This window comes from Amycolatopsis sp. (assembly GCF_025464955.1).
Taxonomy (GTDB): Bacteria; Actinomycetota; Actinomycetes; order Mycobacteriales; family Pseudonocardiaceae; genus Amycolatopsis.
The window spans coordinates 48,134-70,165 of the sequence record NZ_JAODNM010000056.1 but is presented as its reverse complement, the minus strand read 5'-3'; the positions used below and the strand labels follow the sequence as shown (position 1 = coordinate 70,165).

Annotated in this window: 20 protein-coding genes; 11 read left to right on the top strand and 9 right to left on the bottom strand. The window is 68.3% G+C overall.

Translation table 11 applies throughout. The features are described from left to right. Positions 1-57: 57 nt before the first annotated feature. The 5 genes from JWQ81_RS11935 to JWQ81_RS11915 all read left to right on the top strand — a co-directional run bounded on the left by JWQ81_RS11935 (position 58) and on the right by JWQ81_RS11915 (position 4,639). Positions 58-882, top strand: a complete 825-nt coding sequence (locus tag JWQ81_RS11935) for an ABC transporter substrate-binding protein (protein WP_297540627.1) — start codon at positions 58-60, stop codon at positions 880-882. A gap of 85 nt (positions 883-967) precedes the next feature. Then, positions 968-1,747, top strand: coding sequence for an ABC transporter substrate-binding protein (locus tag JWQ81_RS11930; protein ID WP_297540625.1), 780 nt, complete (start codon positions 968-970; stop codon positions 1,745-1,747). Positions 1,748-1,754: 7 nt separating this feature from the next. After that, entirely contained in the window at positions 1,755-2,516 is a 762-nt protein-coding gene (locus JWQ81_RS11925; protein ID WP_297540622.1) for an amino acid ABC transporter permease, read from the top strand. Then, the gene (locus JWQ81_RS11920) at positions 2,513-3,259 is read left to right on the top strand and encodes an amino acid ABC transporter ATP-binding protein (RefSeq protein ID WP_297540620.1); all 747 of its coding nucleotides are present in this window, start codon (positions 2,513-2,515) and stop codon (positions 3,257-3,259) included. Before JWQ81_RS11925 ends, JWQ81_RS11920 begins: the two co-directional genes overlap by 4 nt. A 162-nt stretch (positions 3,260-3,421) precedes the next feature. Further along, entirely contained in the window at positions 3,422-4,639 is a 1,218-nt protein-coding gene (locus JWQ81_RS11915; RefSeq protein ID WP_297540920.1) for an ABC transporter permease, read from the top strand. Between the two features lie 4 nt (positions 4,640-4,643). Here JWQ81_RS11915 and JWQ81_RS11910 read toward each other — a convergent pair whose 3' ends face one another. Continuing rightward, positions 4,644-5,459 carry an SAM-dependent chlorinase/fluorinase gene (locus tag JWQ81_RS11910; RefSeq protein ID WP_297540618.1) on the bottom strand — a complete coding sequence of 272 codons (816 nt, stop codon included), beginning with the start codon at positions 5,457-5,459 and terminating at the stop codon, positions 4,644-4,646. A 38-nt stretch (positions 5,460-5,497) separates the two neighbouring features. Between JWQ81_RS11910 and JWQ81_RS11905 the strand changes: the two genes are divergently transcribed. Together JWQ81_RS11905 and JWQ81_RS11900 are read left to right on the top strand one after the other, a co-directional pair. Then, complete coding sequence (locus JWQ81_RS11905; RefSeq protein ID WP_297540617.1) at positions 5,498-6,382, top strand: phosphoribosylaminoimidazolesuccinocarboxamide synthase; 885 nt, start codon at positions 5,498-5,500, stop codon at positions 6,380-6,382. Between the two features lie 90 nt (positions 6,383-6,472). Then, positions 6,473-7,174, top strand: a complete 702-nt coding sequence (locus JWQ81_RS11900; protein WP_297540615.1) for a DUF2334 domain-containing protein — start codon at positions 6,473-6,475, stop codon at positions 7,172-7,174. 34 nt (positions 7,175-7,208) lie between these two features. Here the strand turns inward: JWQ81_RS11900 and JWQ81_RS11895 are convergent, their stop codons facing one another. After that, a complete protein-coding gene (locus tag JWQ81_RS11895; protein WP_297540613.1) occupies positions 7,209-7,844 on the bottom strand; it encodes an MBL fold metallo-hydrolase in 636 nt (211 codons plus the stop codon). Positions 7,845-8,011: 167 nt separating this feature from the next. Here JWQ81_RS11895 and JWQ81_RS11890 point away from each other — a divergent pair, with 167 nt between their 5' ends. Further along, positions 8,012-9,514: an aldehyde dehydrogenase family protein gene (locus tag JWQ81_RS11890; protein ID WP_297540611.1), complete on the top strand. Its 1,503-nt coding sequence runs from the start codon at positions 8,012-8,014 to the stop codon at positions 9,512-9,514. Here the strand turns inward: JWQ81_RS11890 and JWQ81_RS11885 are convergent. Beyond that, positions 9,511-11,091, bottom strand: coding sequence for a GMC family oxidoreductase N-terminal domain-containing protein (locus JWQ81_RS11885; RefSeq protein WP_297540609.1), 1,581 nt, complete (start codon positions 11,089-11,091; stop codon positions 9,511-9,513). The genes JWQ81_RS11890 and JWQ81_RS11885 overlap by 4 nt on opposite strands. A gap of 193 nt (positions 11,092-11,284) precedes the next feature. Between JWQ81_RS11885 and purS the strand changes: the two genes are divergently transcribed. Next, positions 11,285-11,524 (top strand): phosphoribosylformylglycinamidine synthase subunit PurS, encoded by a 240-nt coding sequence (purS, locus tag JWQ81_RS11880; RefSeq protein WP_297540607.1) that lies wholly within the window; start codon positions 11,285-11,287, stop codon positions 11,522-11,524. Further along, positions 11,521-12,201: a phosphoribosylformylglycinamidine synthase subunit PurQ gene (purQ, locus tag JWQ81_RS11875; RefSeq protein ID WP_297540605.1), complete on the top strand. Its 681-nt coding sequence runs from the start codon at positions 11,521-11,523 to the stop codon at positions 12,199-12,201. The genes purS and purQ overlap by 4 nt, the downstream gene beginning before the upstream one ends. 77 nt (positions 12,202-12,278) lie before the next feature. On the opposite strand, the gene JWQ81_RS11870 is transcribed toward purQ, so the two are convergent. Both JWQ81_RS11870 and JWQ81_RS11865 read right to left on the bottom strand, forming a co-directional pair. Continuing rightward, on the bottom strand, positions 12,279-14,015 hold the full coding sequence (locus tag JWQ81_RS11870; RefSeq protein WP_297540603.1) for an ABC transporter ATP-binding protein: 1,737 nt from the start codon (positions 14,013-14,015) through the stop codon (positions 12,279-12,281). Next, on the bottom strand, positions 14,012-15,643 hold the full coding sequence (locus JWQ81_RS11865; protein WP_297540601.1) for an ABC transporter ATP-binding protein: 1,632 nt from the start codon (positions 15,641-15,643) through the stop codon (positions 14,012-14,014). The genes JWQ81_RS11870 and JWQ81_RS11865 overlap by 4 nt, the downstream gene beginning before the upstream one ends. 108 nt (positions 15,644-15,751) lie before the next feature. Between JWQ81_RS11865 and purL the strand changes: the two genes are divergently transcribed. After that, positions 15,752-18,064, top strand: a complete 2,313-nt coding sequence (purL, locus tag JWQ81_RS11860; protein ID WP_297540599.1) for a phosphoribosylformylglycinamidine synthase subunit PurL — start codon at positions 15,752-15,754, stop codon at positions 18,062-18,064. Positions 18,065-18,075: 11 nt separating this feature from the next. Here the strand turns inward: purL and JWQ81_RS11855 are convergent, their stop codons facing one another. The 4 genes from JWQ81_RS11855 to JWQ81_RS11840 form a co-directional block, all read right to left on the bottom strand. After that, positions 18,076-19,152 carry a pentapeptide repeat-containing protein gene (locus tag JWQ81_RS11855; protein ID WP_297540918.1) on the bottom strand — a complete coding sequence of 359 codons (1,077 nt, stop codon included), beginning with the start codon at positions 19,150-19,152 and terminating at the stop codon, positions 18,076-18,078. Between the two features lie 165 nt (positions 19,153-19,317). Then, the gene (locus JWQ81_RS11850) at positions 19,318-19,911 is read right to left on the bottom strand and encodes a hypothetical protein (protein ID WP_297540597.1); all 594 of its coding nucleotides are present in this window, start codon (positions 19,909-19,911) and stop codon (positions 19,318-19,320) included. 157 nt (positions 19,912-20,068) lie between these two features. After that, the gene (locus JWQ81_RS11845; RefSeq protein WP_297540595.1) at positions 20,069-20,797 is read right to left on the bottom strand and encodes a hypothetical protein; all 729 of its coding nucleotides are present in this window, start codon (positions 20,795-20,797) and stop codon (positions 20,069-20,071) included. A gap of 176 nt (positions 20,798-20,973) precedes the next feature. Continuing rightward, a complete protein-coding gene (locus JWQ81_RS11840; protein ID WP_297540593.1) occupies positions 20,974-21,900 on the bottom strand; it encodes a lysozyme in 927 nt (308 codons plus the stop codon). Between the last annotated feature and the right edge of the window lie 132 nt (positions 21,901-22,032).

Genomic DNA, 22,032 nt, shown 5'->3' with positions numbered 1-22,032 from the left:
GGCCGGGGTTGATCCATAAGGTCGGACATCGATCCGGAACCAACCCTGGGAAGTCTGATGAGATCCACGCTGTCCAAAATCATCGCCGTTCTCGCCGCGGGCGCGGCCACCCTCACGCTCGCCGGCTGCGGCTCCTCCGGGGCTTCCGAGTCCTCCTCAGGCACCCTGCGCGTCGGTACCCTGAGCGACGCGCCGCCGTCGATCTATATCGAAAACGGCAACTTCACCGGCTACGACAATGAGCTCCTGCGCGACATCGCCAAGAAGGAAGGCTTCGAGGTCCAGTTCGTCGGCACGGACTTCGCCGGCCTGCTCGGCAAGGTCGCCAACGGCCAGTTCGACGTCGGCAGCTCGTCGATCTCCACCACCGAAGCCCGGAAGAAGACCGTCGCCTTCTCGAACGGCTACGACACGAGCTTTACCGCCATCGTCACCAAGACTGGCGCCAAGACAGACCTCGCGGCGTTCAACGGCAAGCGTCTCGGCGTCGTCCAGGCGACCGTCCAGGACGATTTCGCCACCAAGGTCCCCGGTTCCCAGGTCGTTCGTTTCCCCGACTACAACACCGGCTTCGCGCAGCTGAAGAACGGCAACATCGACGGCTGGGTGGTCCCGAGCGACATTGGGCAGAAGTACATCGACCAGAACCCGGGCGCCGGTTTCGGCGTCGGCTACACCGTCGAAGACAAGGCGACGCCGTCCGCCTACGCCGTGCACAAGGGCAACAAGGACCTGGTGGCCAAGCTCAACGACGGGATCGCGAAGGCGGTCGCCGACGGGACCGTCGCGCGGTTGCACGCCCAATTCTTCAAGACCGCGCCACTGACGAAGGAACTTGCGCCGGGCGGCCCCGGCCTACCCGTCCAAAACCCGGCCGCTTGACGATCAAGACGCTAGTGTGGCGCAGCGGGAAACGTTCCGTGTTCGTTCAGGTCCCGTTTCCACAGGCCGAATTCAAGGGAGTTCGATGAACAAGACTCTGCTCGCGACGGCTGCCGTCGCGCTGATGTTCGCGGTCACCGCCTGTGGGGGCAGCGGGGACAGTGGTTCGACCATTCGGGTCGTGACCCTCAGCGACTCGCCGCCGAACGCATTCGTGAAGGACGGTGTCTACACCGGGTTCGACAACGAACTTCTCAAGGACATCGCGAACAAGGAAGGCCTGAAGCTCGAATTCGTCGCGACGGACTTCTCGGCACTGCTGGGCCGGGTCGCCGGTGGGCAGTCGGACATCGCCAGCTGCGCGATCGCCGCGACTGCCGAGCGTAAGAAGACCGTCGACTTCTCGGCTCCCTACAACTACCAGTCGCTCGCCATCCAGGTGAAGCAGACCTCGCCGATCACCGGCAAGAGTGGGTTGGCGGGCAAGCGGGTCGGCGTCGTCCAGGGCACGGCTTCGGAGACCTGGGTGGCGGCCAACGAGCCGACGGCGCAGCTTGTGCGGTTCCCGAACGACTCGGCGTCACTCGGTGCCTTGAAGACCGACGCGATCGACGCGACGGTGTTCGACCAGGACACCGCCGAGGCCTACGTCAAGGCGAACCCGGACGCGCACCTGAAGATCGCGGAGGCGTTCGCGACCGACACCCCGCACGGATTCGCCTTCAAGAAGGGCAACACGTCGTTGATCGGCAAGATCAACGACGGGATCAAGAAGGACATCGCGGACGGGACCTGGGAGCGGCTGCACCACCAGTTCATCCCGAACGCGCCCCAGCCCGCGGAATTCCTGCCCCCGAAGAAGTGATGCGGGCATGAACGATTTCATCAACACGTTCCTGAATTGGGACTACATCACGGCCGCGCTGCCGGATCTGCTCAAGACCGGTCTGGTCAATACGCTGATCCTGGCCGTCTCCTCGGCGCTGATCGGGACGGTGCTCGGCATGGTGCTGGCCGTGATGGGCCTGTCGACGAAACGCATTCTGCGCTGGCCCGCCCGGATCTACACGGACATCTTCCGCGGACTCCCCGCGGTGCTGACGATCCTGGTGATCGGGCTGGGCCTCGGCCTGATCGCGCGGCCCATCGTGGGCACGAACCCGTATCCGCTGGCCATTCTCGCGCTGAGCCTGATCGCGGCCGCCTATATCGGTGAGATTTTCCGCTCGGGTATCCAGAGCATCGAAAAGGGGCAGTTGGAAGCGGCTCGTGCGCTGGGGATGAGCTACAGCAGGTCGATGCTGCTGGTGGTCATCCCGCAGGGTGTGCGGCGTGTGCTGCCGGCACTCGTGAACCAGGTGATCGCGCTGGTCAAGGACTCCAGCCTGGTGTTCTTCCTCGGCCTGCTGGTGGATCAGCGTGAGCTGTTCCGGATCGGGCAGGACGCGGCGTCGACCACCGGCAACCAGTCGGCGCTGGTCGCGGCTGGGGTGTTCTACCTGATCATCACCATCCCGCTGACCCACTTGGTGAACTACATCGACAAGCGGCTGCGGACCGGGCGGAAGGTCGAGCCTGAACCGGACGCGACGCTCGATGTCGCCAGTATGTCGCCCTACGGAGGTTCGGTATGACCACGGTGAACGCGGTGCGGTCCTCCAGCGTCGAACTGCGCGACATCCACGTCTCGTTCGGCACCCTCGAGGTGCTGCGCGGCGTGGACCTGAAGGTCGAGAAAGGACGGACGACCTGTGTGATCGGGCCGTCGGGCTCCGGCAAGTCGACACTGTTGCGGTGCGTGAACCGCTTGCAGGAGCCCGATTCCGGTGACCTGCTGCTCGACGGCGAGAGCTTCATCAAGGCCGACCCGGACAAGCTGCGGCAGCGCGTCGGGATGGTGTTCCAGCACTTCAACCTGTTCGGGCACCGGTCCGTGCTGGACAACATCACCCTGCCGCTGCGCAGTGTGAAGGGGATCAGCAAGGAGCAGGCGGTCGAGGTCGCCCAGGCCCGGCTGGCCGACGTCGGCCTCGCGGACAAGGCGCCGTACCGGCCGTCCGCGTTGTCCGGCGGGCAGCAGCAGCGCGTCGCCATCGCCCGCGCGCTGGCGATGGACCCCGAGGTCATGCTGTTCGACGAGGCGACGAGTGCGTTGGACCCGGAGCTGGTCAAGGGCGTGCTCGACCTGATGGCGGGGCTTGCCAAGCGCGGGCTCACGCTGATCGTGGTGACGCACGAGATGGGCTTCGCCCGTGGCGTGGCCGACGAGGTCGCGTTCATGGACCGGGGGAAGATCGTCGAATCCGGCTCGCCGGACGCCCTCTTCGACTCCCCGCAGAGCCCCCGCCTGCAGCACTTCCTCTCGCAGGTCCTGTAGAGACCCCTCGGGGCCACCCTGATGGCGACCCTCGCAGTTGCGTTGAACGCCACAGGTGTGGCTCCGAGAGGTCCTCGCACGTCACGCAACATCGGAGGATTACCGCCTCCTGACAAGCCCCTGACATTGTTGGGTCAAGCTCACCGTCTCATGACCGCGATGATGTCCAAACCGCCCGTCCGCAGCACCAAGCCCGTCCGGCTCGCGTTGTCCGACGTGCTCCGGTTGGGGTTGCTGGGAATCAGCACTCGCAAGTTCCGCGCGGCGTTGTCGGCACTGGGAATCTCGATCGGCATCGCGACGCTGGTCATCGTGACCGGCATCCCGGCGTCGAGCCAGGCGTCGCTGCTGAACCAGCTTTCCGCGCTGGGTACGAACATGCTCCAGGCGCAGCCGACGCCGGACCAGAACCCGCCGGTACTGCTGCCGGAGAGTTCGCTCGGCAGCGTCCAGCGGATCGGCCCGGTGACCAGCGCCGCGGTCGTGGCCAACACGCACACGCTCGTCCGGCGTTCCGACCACACCGACCCCAACGACGGTTCCGGTCTGACTGTGCTCGCCAGCAGCGACAGCTTGCTGGACTCGATCAACGGCAAGGTCCACACGGGAAAGTTCCTCGACGCGTCCACGGACAAGTTCCCGACGGTCGTCCTCGGCTACGTCGCCGCGACCCGCCTCGGGATCAATACCCTTGTGCCCGGCCGACAACCGCCGTTGGTCTACATCGGAACGAAGTGGTTCAGCGTCATCGGCATCCTCGACCCGATGCCGCTCGCGCCGGACGTCGAGCGCGCGGTGCTGGTCGGCTGGGACGCGGCCAAGCAGTTCCTCGCCTTCGACGGTCATCCGACCGTCGTCTATGTCAAAGCTCGCGAAGAGTCTATTGAGGACGTCCGCGCTGTCCTTCCGGCGACGCTGTATCCGCAGCTGCCCGGCTTGGTCCAGGTCAGCCGTCCGTCGGACGCGCTCGCGGCGAAACGGGCCAGTCAAAGCAATTTCTCGGCACTGTTCCTAGGATTGGCCGGGGTGGCCTTGCTCGTCGGCGGGGTCGGGGTGGCGAACACGATGTTCATTTCCGTCCTCGAACGCCGGCGCGAGATCGGCCTGCGACGCGCACTCGGCGCCACCCGGGGCCAGATTCGAGGGCAGTTCCTCACCGAAGCCGTTGCCCTGTCCGGGCTCGGCGGCTTGGCCGGGACTGTGATCGGGGTGCTCGCGACGCTCGGCTACGCCGTCTACCAGGGCTGGCCGCCGGTCATCCCGCCGCTCGCCGTCGCGGGCGGGTTCGTCGGGGCACTCGTGGTCGGCGTCCTCGCCGGTCTGCACCCGTCGATCCGGGCCGCCCGCCTGACGCCGACGCAAGCGCTGGCGTCGACCTGACGGACTACCAGCGCTTCGAGGACGCCGTGATGGTGAACTCGTCAGTCTCGGCGCCGAACATCTCCACCGCCGAGCCGTAGTTCACCGCGATCGCAAGGTGCCCGGACGAGTCCTCGTAGAGGATGGGCCTGCCGGGGCCGACATCGGAGAACGTCCGGCCGACGATCGCCGTCACCGTCGGTTCGGGGTCGTAACCATGGATCTCGACGAGCTTGCCGAGCCCGGCCTCGCGCAGATCGTCCATGGTGGCCGCGAGCTGGATGTTGCCGTAGTGGTCGGTGGCGAGCACACCGACGATGAGCCCCTTCGGCCGCGTGGAGATGACGTGCAGCGGCGTCGGCAGCTCGACAAGGTCGGACACCGGCTTGCCGAACGCCTCCGGCGCCACCCCGAGCGCCAGGTGCGCGGCGGCCGGGGCGAAGATGTCGCGGCCGTGGAAGGTCGCCGACACGTGGGGCAGCTGGTATGCGGGTTCGGTGAGTTCGTATGCCGCTTGTACTCCGCCGAGGGCTTCCGCGGCCGGCAGCAGCAGGCCGTTGTCCGGACCGACCAGCAGCCCGCGCAAGGCGACCACCACGACCCCGCGCCGCCGCGAGCCGACACCCGGGTCGACGACGGCCAGGTGGACGCACTTGGGCAGGAACGGCAGCGTGTCCGCCAGCACGGACGCGGCCTGCCGGATCCGCTGCGGCGGCACATCGTGGGTGACGTCCATCACCCCGACGTCAGGTGCGATACCCGCGATGACCCCGCGACAGGCGGCCGTGAAGCCGTCGGACAGCCCGTAGTCGGTGGTGAAGGAGATCCAGTCGTAGACCATGGTGAGCCATTCTGCCCCGCCGGGTTAGGGTGCTGAGCGTGACCACGCTCGCCGATTATCCGAAGATCGCCACCGGTAAAGTCCGGGAGCTCTACGCGGTCGATGAGGACCACCTGCTGCTCGTGACATCGGACCGGTTGTCCGCGTACGACTTCATCCTCGACACGCCGATCCCGGACAAGGGCCGCGTGCTCACCGCGATGAGCGTGTTCTGGTTCGAGCTGCTCGCCGACGTCATGCCGAACCACCTCGTCGCCTACGACGACCCGCGCATCCCCGCCGACGTCCGCGGCCGCGCGTTGCTGGTCCGTCGGCTCGGCATGCTGCCGGTCGAGGCCGTGGCACGCGGTTACCTCACGGGCTCGGGCATGTCCGACTACAAGCGCACGGGCGAGGTTTGCGGCATCGCGCTGCCGCCGGGCCTGGTCGAGGCGTCGAAGTTCCCGGAGCCGATTTTCACCCCGGCCAGCAAGGCGGACCTCGGCGACCACGACGAGAACATCGGCTTCGACGACGTCGTCGCGAAGATCGGCCCCGAGCGTGCCGAGCAGGTCCGCGCGGCGACGCTGGACATCTACACACGCGGCGCCGAATACGCGGCCAAGCAGGGCATTCTGCTGGCCGACACCAAGTTCGAGTTCGGCATCGACCACGACGGCCGGCTGGTGCTCGGCGACGAGGTCATGACGCCGGATTCCTCGCGCTACTGGCCCGCCGACGGTTACGAAGCCGGCCGTGTGCAGCCCTCGTTCGACAAGCAGTACGTGCGTGACTGGCTCACGAGCTCGGCTTCAGGCTGGGACAGGGCCTCGAACACACAGCCGCCTCCGCTGCCCGAAGACGTCGTCGCCGCGACGCGCGCGAAATACGTCGAGGCGTACGAGCGCATCAGCGGCCGCTCGCTCGCGGATTGGCCCGGCTGACCAGGCGCGCGCGTAGTTGTCGCCACATCGCTGACCAGCGGTAACCTGGGCGACGGGTGCTTGTCATCCACGTGGTGCCTAATAGGCAGCGTGGATGCAAAGCTGCTTGTTTCGCTGTCAGGCATCACCACCCGGAACCTTCACCGCTGCGCCGACCTCGCGGCCGAGCTTGACCGTCGCAAGGTCCCGCTGTCACTGCTGTACACCTCGCGTACCGGCGAAAGTGCCGTGACGGAGTGGGTCCGAGGCCGTGCCGCGGGCGGGGATTCCGTGCTGCTGCACGGTTACGACCACCAGGTCACCCCGACCCATCGCGCGGTCAGCCTCGGCAAGAAGGCCGAGTTCGCGTCGCTGCCCGCCCACGAAGCACGGCTTCGGCTGATCGCGGCCACGGCCGCGATGGACTCGGCGGGTCTGCGTCCGGACGGGTTCGCGCCGCCGCGCTGGCTTGCCTCGCAGGGCACGCTCGACGCGTTGCGTGAGCACGGCTTCTCGCTGTGTGCGGACCTCAGCGCGATCCGGAACCTGCGCACCGGCGAGGTCCACCGCGCCCGCGTCCAAGAGTTCGCGAGCCAGCGTCAGCGCACGGAAACCCTGCGCTGTTTCACTTTGGTGCTCGCCGCCGCACGCACGGCCCGCCGTGGTGGCCTCGTCCGGCTGGGCGCCGACGCCGCTGACCTCCTGCGACCTGGCCTCCGGCAAGCACTGCTCGACGCCGTCGACGTCTCCCTCGAAAACCTCGCCTTCGGCACCACGTACGGCGCCATCCGCACCCAACCCGCCCACCTCTAGGGCCAAAAATGCGACGCTGGGGACGTGCCCGCGACTAGAGCTTGACGGGCTCGCCGCGGTCGAGGACCTTGAGCTCGGTGTTCTCCGGCGCGAGGGCGGTGAACAGGCCGTAGGCCATCGCGGGGTTCGAGAGCACGGCCTCGTGGATCGGCACGGCGAGCCGCGGAGCGACCTCGCGCATGAAGTCCACGGCCTCGCCCAGCTTGAGCCACGGCGCACCGCTGGGCAGGCCCAGGACGTCGACCTTCTGCTCAGGCACGAACAGCGAGTCGCCCGGGTGGTAGAACGCGCCGTGGTCGAAGACGAACCCGACGTTGCTGATCTGCGGGATGTCGGCGTGGATGATCGCGTGCTGACCGCCGACGGCGTTGACAGCGGTGTCACCGAAGGTGAACGCATCCCCCGGTTGGGCGACTCGCGAGGTCAGGCCCACCTTCTCGACGGCTTCGACCGATCCCGGGTCGGTGATGAGCGCGGCGTTCGGGTTCGCGGCGACGAGCGCGGGCAGCTTGTCGACGTCGAGGTGGTCGAAGTGCTGGTGCGTCACCAGGATCGCGTCCAGCTCGCGTTCGCCCTCGAAGCCGGTCGAGAACGTGCCTGGGTCGATCAGGATCCGCGCGCTGTCCGTTTCGAGCAGCACACATGAATGTCCGAAGTGGACGATTCGCATCGGGGTTCTCCTCGTGGTTGTACCTCGCGCACATTTTACGCCGAGGGTGGCCTCCGCCTGTGTAATGCTGGTAGCAGGGTCGACGAGGCTATTGGCAGGACGAGGCTATTGGCAGACTGTCAGCAACCTCGTAACCTGGTCCGTAGCCGACACCACGGGAGACGCCGATGACCGCCGTCCAGCCGAAGCACACCGCCGCCAGTGTGGGCGACACCTTCGACTCGCTCAGTCCGGCGACCGATGAGGTCGTGGGTACCTATCCGGTCCACACCGACGCCGACGTGCAGGCCGCCGTCGAGCGCGCCCGCGAGGCCGCGCGGTGGTGGGCCTCGCTCGGTTTCGACGGCCGCGCCGAGCGGCTGCGCAAGTGGAAAGGCGTCATCACCCGGCGGCTGGCCCAGCTCTGCCAGGTCGTGCGGGACGAGACCGGCAAGCCGATCGCCGACGCGCAGCTGGAGTCCGTCCTCGCCATCGAGCACATCGCGTGGGCCGGGAAGCACGCGCGCAAGATCCTCGGCAGGCAGAAGCGGTCCGCCGGGTTGCTGATGTCGAACCAGGCCGCGACGGTCGAGTACCAGCCACTGGGCGTCGTCGGCGTGATCGGGCCGTGGAACTACCCGGTCTTCACACCGCTCGGGTCCATCGCGTACGCGCTCGCCGCCGGCAACGCCGTCGTGTTCAAGCCGAGCGAGTACACCCCCGGCGTCGGGAAATGGCTGGTCGACGCGTTCGCCGACGCCGTGCCGGAGGCCCCGGTCCTGCAGCTCATCACCGGGTTCGGCGAGACGGGCGCGGCGCTGACCAAGTCCGGCGTCAACAAGATCGCGTTCACCGGCTCCACCGCGACCGGCAAGAAGATCATGGCCGCCGCCGCGGACACGCTGACCCCGGTGATCATCGAGGCTGGCGGCAAGGACCCGGTGCTCGTCGACTCCGACGCCGACCTGGACGCCGCCGCCGACGCGACGGTCTGGGGCGCGTTCTCGAACTCCGGCCAGACCTGCATCGGCGTCGAGCGCGTGTACGTCCACGAGAAGGTGCACGACGAGTTCGTCGCCAAGGTCATCGCGAAGACCGAGGGTGTCCGCGCGGGCTCCGACGCCGGCGCGAAGTACGGCCCGGTGACCATGCCTTCGCAGCTCGCGGTGATCAGGCGGCACATCGCCGACGCCATCGAGCGCGGCGGCAAGGCGCTCGTCGGCGGGGTCGACGCCGTCGGCGACCGGTACGCCCAGCCGACCGTGCTGGTCGACGTCCCGGAGGATTCCGAGGCGGTGCAGGAGGAAACGTTCGGCCCGACGGTCACTATCGCCAAGGTGCGCGACATGGACGAAGCCGTCGAGAAGGCCAACAACACGAAGTACGGCCTCGGCTCGACGGTGTTCTCCAAGGCCCGCGGCATGGAACTCGCCAGCCGCTTGAACACCGGCATGACGTCGATCAACGCGCCGCTCTCGTTCGCGGGAATCGCATCGCTGCCCTTCGGCGGCGTCGGCGACTCCGGCTTCGGGCGCATCCACGGACCCGAAGGCCTCCGCGAGTTCGCGCGCCCCAAGGCCATCGCGCGTCAGCGTTTCACCGCACCGATCGCGCTGACCACCTTCGCTCGTAAGGAAAAGACAGACGCCCTCGTCGCGAAGCTGATCACCGTCATGCACGGCAAGCGCTAGCCGCCCCGGATCAGGTCGGCTGCCTTCTCCGCGACCATGATCGTCGGCGCGTTGGTGTTGCCGCGGGGGACGACGGGCATCACCGACGCGTCGACGACGCGCAGCCCGTCGACTCCGCGCACCTTCAACGACGGGTCGACGACGGCCTGCTCGCCCGTGCCCATCGCACACGTCCCGACCGGGTGGTACAGCGTCTGCGTGTTCTGACGGATGTGCTCGGCCAACGCGTGGTCGTCGAGGTCGTGCGTCGCCGGCAGGAACGGCTTGTCCAGGAACTTCGCGAGCGCGCCGGAGCGGCCGATCTCGATCAGTGACCGCAGCCCGGACATCATCGCGTCGAAGTCGGCGGGTTCCGCGTAGTACGACGGGTCGATTTCCGGCTTCCACAACGGGTTCGACGACTTCAGTCGCAGCCTGCCTCGGCTCGCGACGTCGACCAGGGTGGCCGCGGATGTGAAGCCCTTCACTGTCGGCTCGCGGAAACCGTTGTCGTAGAACAGCGTCGGCGCGACATGGACCTGCATGTTCGGCGCGGCTAGTCCGTCCACAGTGGAGTAGAACGCGCCGGCCTCGCCGATGTTGGACGCCAGCGGCCCGCGTTTGGTCAGCTGGTACCGGACCAGCCCGGCGGGGGTGGCGGCGTCGGCGACGTCGGTCGTGCCGCGGGTGGACCAGACGATCCCCGAAGCCGGGTGGTCGTGGAGGTTCTCACCGACGCCGGGCAGCGCCACGGCTACGTCGATGCCCTGCTCGCGCAGGTGTTCCGCGGGCCCGATACCGGACAGCAACAGCAGCTGCGGCGAGTTGATCGCGCCGCCGCTCAGCAGCACCTCGGACTCGGCGCGCGCCGTCTGCTCGACGCCGTTCTGCAGGTACGACACCCCGACCGCGCGGTTGCCTTCCAGCACGACGCGGGTGGCCTGCGCGTTCGTGCGCACGGTGAGGTTCGGGCGGGACAGCGCCGGCCGCAGGTACGCGTCGGCCGTCGACCAGCGAGCGCCCTTCTTGCAGGTCACCTGGTAGAGCCCGGCGCCTTCCTGCGACTCGCCGTTGAAGTCGTCGGTGCGCTTGAGCCCCCAGTTGACCGCCGAGTCCACCCAGGCGCTCGACAGTTCGTGGGTGAAACGCCGGTCCTCGACGTGCAGCGGGCCGTCGGTGCCGTGCAGCGGTCCGCCGAGCCGCTGGTTCGCCTCGGCGCGCTTGAAGTACGGGAGGACGTCGTCGAAGCCCCAGCCCTCGGCGCCGTGGGAGTCGCGCCAGCCGTCGTAGTCGAGGCGGTTGCCGCGGATGTAGATCATCGCGTTGATCGAGGAGCAGCCGCCGAGCATCTTCCCGCGCGGCCAGTACTCCTTCTTGCCGGTGTGCTTCTGCTCGACGGTCTCGTAGTTCCAGTCGTACTTCGTCTTGAACAGGGTGGCGAACGCGGCGGGGATGTGGATGGCGTCGGCGTCGTCCTCGCCGCCGGCCTCCAGCAGCAGCACCCGCGCCGCCGGATCCGCGCTCAGGCGGTTCGCCAGGACGCAGCCCGCGCTTCCGGCTCCGACGATCACGTAGTCGAAAACTTCCTGATCGGCCACGGTGCCTCCAGTTGTTGGCGATGCGTCAATACCAGATCATGACGCATTTCAGCCCCCGGCGGAAGGCCGACCACGCCAGCATCCTCCAGATCGGCGCGGGCGGCGACACCCGAACCGGGCGCGGGGGCCGCCGAGTTCGTGAAGTAGGCTCGGGCGGTACCCACGACCTGCGTAAACAAGGGAGCAGCCTGCCGTGGCTCGAGTCGTTGTAGACGTCATGCCGAAGCCCGAGATCCTCGACCCGCAGGGACAGGCGGTGGTCGGCGCGCTGCCGCGCCTCGGCTTCACCGGCGTCACCGAGGTCCGCCAGGGCAAGCACTTCGAGCTGGAAGTCGACGACTCCGTCGATGACGAGACGCTGGCGAAGATCGCGGAAGGCTTCCTCGCCAACCCGGTCATCGAGCAGTGGACCGTCCGCCGGATCGCCGAATGAGTGCCCGGATCGGGGTCGTCACCTTCCCCGGCACGCTCGACGACGGTGACGCGGCGCGCGCGGTGACGTACGCCGACGCCGAAGCCGTGCCCCTGTGGCACAAGGACGCGGACCTGCACGGCGTCGACGCCGTCGTCGTCCCCGGCGGCTTCTCCTACGGCGACTACCTACGCGCCGGCGTCATCGCCCGGTTCGCGCCGGTGATGGAGTCGGTCATCGAGGCCGCGCACAAGGGCATGCCGGTGCTCGGCATCTGCAACGGGTTTCAGATCCTCTGCGAAGCGGGCCTCCTGCCCGGCGCAATGATCCGCAACGCCGGGCTGCACTTCCTGTGCCGCGACCAGTGGCTGCGTGTCGAGAACAACGAGACCGCGTGGACCAGCCGGTACGAGCGTGACGCCGAGATCCTGGTCCCGATGAAGAACATCGACGGCTGTTTCGTCGCCGAGCAGGCCACGTTGGACGCGCTCGAGGGCGAGGGCCGGGTCGTGTTCCGCTATGTCGGCGGCAACCCGAACGGCTCACGCAACGACATCGCCGGCATCCGCAGCGCCAACGGCCGCGTCGTCGGCCTGATGCCGCACCCGGAGCACGCCATCGACGCCCTCACCGGCCCTTCCGACGACGGCCTCGGCATCTTCTATTCCGCCGTCGACGCCCTCGTCGCCAGCGCCTGACCCCCGCAACTCGCCGTCGAGTTGCGATGCTTAGTGTCCGCAACTACCGCAACTCGACGGCGAGTTGCGTGTACTCCTCAGGAGGCGGCGCGGACGAGAGCGGCGTAGGGGCCGTCGGCGGCGAGGAGTTCGGCGTGGCTGCCGAGCTCGGTGATCCGCCCGCCCTCGACGACGGCGACGCGGTCGGCGGCGGCCGCGGTGTGCAGCCGGTGCGCGATCGCGATCACCGTCCGCCCTTCGAGCACCCCGTTCAGCGACCGCTCCAGCTCCCGCGCCGACCCCGTGTCCAGCAACGACGTCGCCTCGTCGAGCACCAGCGTGTGCGGGTCGGCCAGGACGACCCTGGCCAGCGCGAGCTGCTGCGCCATCGCCGCCGGGACAGCCTGCGCCCCGGTGCCGAGCCGCGTGTCGAGCCCGTCCGACAGCCGACCCACCCACGCCGACGCGCCGACGGTGTCCAGCGCGCGAAGCAGCTCGTCGTCGCTCCACGCCTGGCCGTCACGACGCACCGGGAGAGTCAGGTTCTCGCGCAGTGTCCCGGAGAACACGTGGTGCTCCTGCGTGAGCAGCAGGACCTCGCCACGCAGGATATCGTCCGCCAGCGACGACACCTCCGTGCCGCCGATCCGCACCGAACCGGACGTCGGCGCCGCGATCCCGGCCAGCAGCCGCCCCAGCGTCGACTTCCCCGCGCCGGACGGCCCGACGACGGCGAGCCGCTGTCCGCGCGGAACCCGCAGGTCGATGCCGTGCAGCACCTCGCGTCCTTCGGTGTACCCGAACCGCACGTCGTCGACCTCGATGTCCCGCCCGCGCGGCACCTCGCGGTTGGTCACCAAGGGTGACGGCTGCACGCCCAGCACCCGGCGCAGCGACGCCAGCGAAACCTGCAGGTCCTCGAGCCAGAACAACGCGTCGTTCAGCGGCGCCGTCATCGCCTGGACGTAAAGCAGCACCGTGGTGATCGTGCCGAGCCCGACCCAGCCCTTGCCGTACGCGACCGAGCTGAGCACCAGGATGACCGCGATCGGCAGGATGTAGCTGATCTCGAGCCACGGCAGCCACCACATCTGCATCCGCCGCATCCGCCGCTCAGCGTCCATCGCCCCGCCCAGCGCCGCCCGCCCGGACGACACACGCCGCTCGATTCGGCCTAGCGCCTCGGCAGTCCGGGCGCCCTCGACCGACTCGTGCAGGTCCGACTGGACGTCGCCCCAGCGGTTCAGCATCCACTGCATCGCCGGGCCGATCCGCCGCTGGTACCACGTGTTCGCGATCACCAGCGGCGGCACGGCAACCAGCAGCCCCGCCGTGAGCAGCGGCGACGTCACGAGCATCGCGGCCACGGTGAACACCACCGACACCGCCGCGACCAGGATCTCCGGCGCCGCGTTGCGCACCGCGTGGTCGATCCGGCCGATGTCGGTGGTGGACCGGCTGAGCAGGTCACCCGTGCCGGCCGCCTCGATCGTGCCGAGCGGCAGCGTCAACGCGCTCGCCACGAACTGCTCGCGGTTGTGCGCGAGCACCCGCTCGCCGAACACGCGCGCCCGGAACCTCGCCGCCTTCTTGAACGCCGCCTGGACGAGCAGGACCACCAGAAACGCCCCGGCGAGAACGTCCACCTGTGTCGTGGTGGTTCCGCGCAGCACCGAGTCGACCAGCCGGCCCAGCAGCTGCGGGCCGACCAGTCCGATCACGGTGGCGAGGCAGTACAGCCCGATCATCAGGCCGAACTCGCGCCGGTTCGTGCGCGCGGTCGCCACGATCCACGCGCGCACGTCCTTCGCGGACGCCAAGGGCAGTCTTCTCATGCCGGAACCTTCAAATTCAGTACTTCGTCGGCCACATGTGTCCACAATGGACTCTGGCTGAACACGACTGTCGTCCTGCCCTGCCGCAACTTCGCGACGCGCTCGGTGATCCGCGCCTCGGTGTGGGCGTCGACGGCCGAGGTCGGCTCGTCGAGCACCAGCACGTCGGCGTCGATCGACAGCGCCCGCGCGAGGCTCAGTCGTTGGCGCTGACCACCGGAAACCTCGCGTCCGCGTTCGCCGATCACCTCTTCGACGCCGTCGGGCAGGCCCTCGACGATGTCGTCCGCGTCCGCGGCGTACAGCGCCGCCGAGAGCCCGACACCGCTGCTCTCGACCGGCGCCACCTGCTCGCGCAGGATCCCGGAGAACCAGATGTCCTGGTTGTGGGAGTAGACGACACGGCGTCGAAGTTCGGCCAGCGCGACGTTGTCCGCCGGAATCCCGCCGATGAGCACTTGCTCGCCGTCGGCGGCTTCGGCGAACCTGGTCAACCGGTCGGCGAGGTGCTCGGCCGCGGTGCCGGCGTCGATCACGGTCAGCTTGCCCGCCTCGATAATGATCGAAGTCTCGGAGTCGTACAGCCCCAACGCCCCGGCCGGCAGCGCGACCGGCGATGCCGGGTCGGGCAGCGTCCGGGTCAGCGACAGCAGCCCGCACACCTTCCGCGCCGAAACCAGCCCGGACGCGACCGAGCTCGCCGCGTCGGTGATGGTCGTAACCGGGTACACGAGGAACGCCGAGACGCCGTAGAAACCGACGAGTTGACCGACGCTGATCGTCCCGTCGACGGCCAGCCGGGCACCGAGCCAGGTGATCGCGATCGTCACCAGCCCGGGCAACGCGACTTCGGCCGCGGACAGCCAGGCTTCGCTGCGTCCGACCTCGATCCCGGCGAGCCGGACCCGCTGGCTGGCGCCGCGGAACCGCCCGAGGAACTGCCGTTCGCCGCCGACACCGCGCAGGATCCGCAGGCCGGACACGATGTCCGCACTCAGCGCGTTGACCTCGCTGAGGTCCTCGCGCTGCGACGCCTTGCGAGTCCGCAGCGGTTTGAGCAGCGGCCCGATGCCCAGGACCGACAGCGGGACGCCGATCAGCGCGACCGCGCCGAGCAGCGGGGACGACGACAGCAAGGCAACGCCGACCACCACGAACACGATCGCCGAACCGATCGTGCGGCCGACGACCTCGAACACGTTGCCGAGGTAGTTGACGTCGGAGGACGCGATCGCGACGACGTTGCCCGTCGTCGTCTTCTCGCGCAGCGTCGCACCCAGTCTCGCGGCATGCGCGCCGACGGCCCGTTGTGTTGTCCCGGCGCCATGAAGCCACATGCCATAGCCGGCGAAGTGCAGTGTGGTGCCGAACACGGCCTGCGCGACGCCGAGCAGCGCGGCAGCCAGCGTCCAGCGCCAGACCTCCGGCCAGCTCTTCGCGCTGATCGCTTCGATGCCCTGGCCGACGATCACCGGCAGCAGCGCCCCCGGTGCCGTGTACAGCGTGCCGGTCACCGTCGCGGCCACCGCGAGCCACGGGCGGGCGCGCAGCACCGCCAGCAGGTATCCCGTCGGGGTCAGGCGATCCGGGAGACGCAGCTGTGGCGCGGAGTCTGTGGTTGAGGGCACATCTACCGACGGTAGGTGTCCGCTTACTTCACCGCGACCGATTTTCTCCCGCGCGCCGAGCGTCAGCCGGGTCGCGGTGGGCCGCTGACCTCCAAGTACGCTCTAGGCGTGGCGAACTCTGACACCGTTGCTGACAGTCCCGTTGACTCTGTCGATACCACCGCGCGGGCCGGGGACACCCCCGAGCTCGCCCAGCCCTATCTCGAGCTGGGCCTGGCGGAGGACGAGTACGCCCGGATCCGCGAGATCCTCGGGCGCCGTCCCACCGACGCCGAGCTGGCGATGTACTCGATCATGTGGAGCGAGCACTGCTCCTACAAGTCGTCCAAGAAGCACCTGGGCTACTTCAGCGAGACTGCGACGCCGGAGATGAAGTCGAAGATGCTGGCCGGCATCGGCGAGAACGCCGGCGTGGTCGACATCGGTGACGGCTGGGCAGTCACGTTCAAGGTCGAGAGTCACAACCATCCGTCCTATGTGGAGCCGTACCAGGGCGCCGCGACCGGGGTCGGCGGCATCGTCCGCGACATCATGGCGATGGGCGCGCGCCCGATCGCGGTCGCCGACGCCCTGCGTTTCGGCCCGGCCGACGCGCCGGACACCCGCCGCGTGCTGCCCGGTGTCGTCGCCGGAGTCGCCGGTTACGGCAACTGCCTCGGCTTGCCGAACATCGGCGGGGAGCTGGTGTTCGACGCGAGCTACGCGGGTAACCCGCTGGTCAACGCGCTGTGCATTGGCGCGATGCGGGTCGAGGACCTCCACCTCGCGTTCGCCACGGGCACCGGCAACAAGATCATCCTGTTCGGCGCCCGCACCGGCCTCGACGGCATCGGCGGCGTCTCGGTCCTCGCCAGCGACACGTTCTCCGGTGACGAGTCGGAGAGCGGCCGCCGCAAGCTGCCCAGTGTGCAGGTCGGCGACCCGTTCACCGAGAAGGTGCTCATCGAGTGCTGCCTCGATCTGTTCGCGCAGGACCTCGTCGCCGGCATCCAGGACCTCGGCGGCGCCGGGCTGGCCTGCGCGACGTCCGAGCTGGCCGCGTCCGGTGAGGGCGGCATGCGCGTCGAGCTCGAGCGTGTTCCGTTGCGGGCGCAGGGAATGAGCCCGGCCGAGGTGCTCTCCAGCGAGTCGCAGGAGCGGATGTGCGCGGTCGTCGCGCCGGCCGACGTCGAAGCGTTCATGGCCGTCTGCGCCAAGTGGGACGTCATCGCCACCGAGATCGGCGAGGTCACCGAAGAGCCGAACCTGGTCATCACCTGGCACGGCGAGACCGTCGTCGACGTGCCGCCGCGCACGGTCGCGCACCAGGGCCCGGTGTACGACCGGCCCATCGTACGTCCGTCCACACAGGACGCGCTGCAGGCCGACACCTCGGACTCGCTCGCCCGCCCGTCCAGTCCGGACGAACTGCGGGCCGCGATCCTCAAGCTGATCGCTTCGCCGAACCAGGCGTCGAAGGAGTGGGTCACGCAGCAGTACGACCGGTACGTCCGCGGCAACACCGTGCTCTCGCAGCCGTCGAACTCCGGCGTCGTCCGGATCGACGAGTCGACCGGCCGCGGCGTCGCCGTGTCGACCGACTGCAACAGCAAGTTCGTCTTTCTCGACCCGTACGCGGGGGCGCAGGCGGCGCTCGCCGAGGCGTACCGCAACGTCGCCACCAGCGGCGCGACCCCGGTCGCGGTCAGCGACTGCCTGAACTTCGGCGCGCCGACCGACCCCGGCGTGATGTGGCAGTTCGAGCGGGCCGTGCACGGCATCGCCGACGGCTGCGTCGAGCTGGGCATCCCGGTGACCGGTGGCAACGTGAGCTTCTTCAACCAGACCGGTGACACCGCGATCCAGCCGACTCCGGTGGTCGCCGTGCTCGGCGTGATCGACGACGTCAAGCGCCGCATCCCCACCGGCGTCGGCGCGGAAGCCGGGGAAACTCTGCTGCTGCTGGGCGAAACGCACGACGAGCTCGACGGTTCCGCGTGGGCGCAGATCGAGCACGGTCACCTCGGCGGCCTCCCGCCGAAGGTCGACCTCACGCGCGAGAAGCTACTCGCCGACATCCTCATCGCCGGCTCGCGTGACGGCATGATCTCCGCCGCGCACGACCTGTCCGACGGCGGCCTCGCCCAGACCCTGGTCGAGACAGTCCTCATTGGACAGTGCGGTGCGCGGGTGTTCCTCGACGCCGAGCAGGACCCGTTCGTCCAGCTGTTCTCCGAGTCCGCCGGCCGCGTGCTCGTCGCCGTTCCGCGCACCGAGGAACTGCGGTTCACCGAGATGTGCACGGCCCGCGGCCTGCCGTGGCGCAAGACCGGCGTGGTCGACCCGGAGTCCGGCGCCCTCGAGATCCAGGACCTCACGACTTTCACCCTGGACGAGCTCCGCGAGCCTTGGGAAGCCACCCTCCCCGCCCTGTTCGATTGAGGTAACTGGTCCTAGAGCTGCACCAGCCGGGTCTGGCCGTCGGGCAGGGTCTCGGTCGACCAGCCGGGCGGGAGGTGCAGGTCCTTGGTCTCGTCGACAAAGGTGTTGTACAGGTCGAGGCTTGGTGGCGGGGTGGCGAAGCGCAGGTCGACGGCGCCTTCGAACCGGGTCCGCCGGAGTTCGAGTGAATGCGCGAACGTCGTGTCCTTGAACACCGCGTCGGAGCTGAACACAGCGTCCTTGAACGTCGTCTCGCCGCTGAAGGTCGTCCCTTCGAAGTTGGTCTGAGCGGGGAACTCGGTACCGCTGAACCAGGCTCGGTCGTGGAAAGTCACGCCCTGGCAGTGGAACCGCCCGCCGAGCTCGCCCGGTTGGCCGGCCGTGCCGGTGAACCAGACTGGGCCGGTGAACTCGCAGTCCCGGAAACTCGTGCTGCTGAACAACGTGACATGCCGCATGACCAGCTCGCCGACCTTGACCTCCGCCAGATGGAAGTAGTCCAGCACGGCCCCGGTCAGGTCCAGGTTGTACGCGGGCGCGTCGACGTCGGAGGCAGGCGAGAGCAGACTGCGGATGCAGCGCTTCGCGGTGTTCCGAACCTGCAACTCGTTCTCCGCCCCGGCTTCGGACTCGTCGGACAGGCGTGGATGTCCGAACGGCCGCCGTAAATATGAACAGAGGATGTCCAACACGGTCTGCCGATACGACTCGCGGCTCTTGGCGAGCCCCGCCAACGCATGCAGCGCGCCCACCCGCACCTGGTCCGCGTTGTGCCCGAGCAATTCGACGGCCTTCGCGAACCGCTCGTCGGAGACTCGGTCGCGGTCCTGGTCGGTCCGGCGGCTTTCCAGCTCCTGCCGCTGTCGTTCGACTTCCTGACGCCTCTCCTCGACTCGCCGTCGCCGGTCGTTCAGCCACAACGCGTACAGCGCGACGACCGCGCCACCGGCGAGGCCCCCGGTCTTGAGGGCGTCACTCCGGCTGGTCGCGGGGTCGGTGAGCAGCCACGCGGTGACACCGACCAGCAGCAGGAGCGACAGCAAGAAAGTGCCGAGCAGCGGCGATTTCCAGGGGATCACTCGGCGAATATAGTCTTGCGTGATCCTGTTCGTCTTACGTTCGCAGGGAAACTCCGGCCAGCAACCCGTCGACAACTTGCCGCCCAGCCCCCCACGGCGCGAGGTAGATCGAATCCTCGACGGTCTGCCGGATCTGCGGATCGGTCATGGGTGGATTCTCGCCGCTGTCGGGCGTCAGCTGGTGATGAGCACTGCCGAGATGCAGTAGCCGCTGGGGGCCGGGCTTACTCGCAGCTGCGCGTTGACGCTCTGGTAGTCATCGTGCGTGGAAGTGCCCTCGATGAGGACCTCGCCGGCGCTCGAGTAGTTGTCGACCGTCAGCTTGTTGCTCGCGGTGGTCTTCTGGAGGTCGGCTGTACTCGCGCTCGCCGGCGAGCACAACATCGCGGCCGCGTCCTTGACGTCGGCGAGATTGAGGTTCGCGATGAACTTGTCGATCTCGGCTTTCTCGACCGGACTGATCATGTCGGCGCCGTGCAGGTAGCTCGACGGATCCAGGTTGGCGGGGTCGAAGGCGGGATCCAGGCCCGGATCGAGAACGGGATACGAACCGAGGTCCGAAGCCGTGTTGTCCCCGGTCTGGCCGACGAGGAAGCCGGGGTGCGCGAACCCGGTGAAGAACAGGACGATGATGGCGAGTGCCACCCCGATCCGGAGCCAGCGGAAGTTCTTCATGCCCTGCATCGGGCCCTGGTGGTCAGGCTGGTAGGCGCCCGGCGCCGGCGGTGGACCGGGCGGGGGCGGAGTCGGCAGTTCCGGGTTGGTCATGTGAGGTCCTTTCCGGACATCGAGTTGTGCACTGATGACCGGATAAGACCTGTTTGTGCTGGTTGCGGCATCGCGTGAAGCTCCCCCGACTCGTTCTTACCTGCCGAGTCGGATCATCGCCGAGCCGCGGTAATCGTTACCGCCGCCCGCTACGGCATCAGCCGCCCGCCGCGACGAACAGCGTCGAAACGCAGTAGTCGCCACCGTTGACGGGTTTCTGGACGGTCATCTCTCCGGTCGTGTTGTCGCTGCCCTGCAGCACGACGGCCACGACACCGGACGACGCGGAGGCGCCGGTGTAGGACGACGCCGTGTAGGTGTTGCTGCCCGAGACGGCCTGGGTGATGTCGGACTTCTCCACGAGCGTCGACTGGCAGACCATGGCGAACGCGCTGTCGACGTCCTTGCTGTTCAGCGCCGCGATGAACTTGTCGATCGCAGACTTGGCCGCCGGATCGACGTCACCGGTCGTGCCGCCAGCGCTGGGAAGGCCCGACGACGGAGCAGAAGGCGCTCCGGGGGCAGGCGAATTCGTCGAGCCGGTCGCGGCTTTGTCGCTCGACTTGCTCAGGAAGAAGCCGGGCGCGACGAATCCGGTGATCACCAGCGCGACGACGACCACCACGCCGATGGCGATGCCGATCAGCAGCCCGGTTTTGCTCTTCTGCGGCGGAGCCGGCGGACCCCCGAAGCCCTGTCCGGGCGGCGGGTAACCGGGTTGCGCCTGGTAGCCGCCCTGCGGCGGATACTGCGGCTGCTGGTAGCCGCCGGTCGGCGGGTACTGCTGGCCACCCTGGGGATAACCCTGCTGCGGCGGCCCGCCCGACTGCGGATACCCGCCCGGCTGGTTCGGGTCGGGATGTCCCGGCTGTGGTGGATAGGTCATCTCGGCTTCGCCTTCCGGTGATTCCGCGTGTTCGGACGCGCCGGCAGCCGACTCGGTTCCGTCGCCTCCGCAGGCCAGCCGCATTCTGCTCGGCATCGGCGACCACGGCGAAAGCGGCTCCCGCCCGACGATGGTGTCGGGCGGAAGCCGGGTGAAGCAACCCTTCGCGGCCGGATTCAGCCGTTGGCGAGCGCCTGGAGCCGGTCCGTCGCGCCGTTGAACACGTCCAGGTCCAGCGGGCTGGAGGTGTACTGCCAGACCGTGTAGTAACCCCAGTTGATCGGCAGGGCACCCGCCGACGAGGCGTACCGCGCTGTCCAGAGCGGCACCGTGCTGCTGAAGTTCTGCGTCGAGCCGACGCATTGGTTCCACCAGCTCTGCGAGGTGTAGATGACGGGCCAGCGCCCGGTCCGGCTGTAGTAGGTGTCGTGGAAGGCGCGGACCCACGCGCCCATCGAGGACTGGCTCAACCCGTAGCAGGTTGCGCCGTAAGGGTTGTATTCCATGTCCAGCGCGCCGGGCAGCGTCTTGCCGTCACCCGACCAACCGCCGCCGTGGTTGACGAAGTAGTTCGCCTGGTCGGCGCCGCTCGACGTGTTCGGCGTGGCGAAGTGGTAGGCCCCGCGGATCATGCCGACGTTGTACGAGCCGTTGTACTGCTGGGCGAAATACGGGTTCGTGTACGTCGTGCCCTCGGTCGCTTTGGTCCAGACGAACCGTTTGCCCTGGCCCCACCAGGACGCCCAGTCGACGTTGCCCTGGTAACTGGCGACGTCCATCCCGGACACGGTGGCCAGTATCGCGGCGCCGCCGGGTCCGAAGCCCTGCGGGAGCAGGGCCGCGGCGTCGGTCGCCGGAGTGGAGTGGTCGCCCTCGACGCGGACGATCTGGGAGCCCATCGAGTGGTTGTGCAGGGCCGTGTCGGCGGCGATGGTGGGGAGGTCGGTGGTCTGGGGTACGGCATAGGCGGAAGCGGAAGCGGGGATTTCAGGAGTAGCGGACGCCGGGGCTGAAGTGCTGAGCAGGAGTACCCCAGCCGAGACGGTTATGACGGCACTGGTGGCGCTGAACGCGCGCAGCCAGCTTTTCCGGGCAGCGAACATCACGGATTCCCTTCACAGACACCCTCGCGGAAAGAACGCCTATTTGCAGGTAGGCGTCCTGGCGATTGATTGTCATCGATCGAGTGGTGTTTGTCACTAAATTCCGTGAAGGAAGGGTGACGAGTGGGTGAC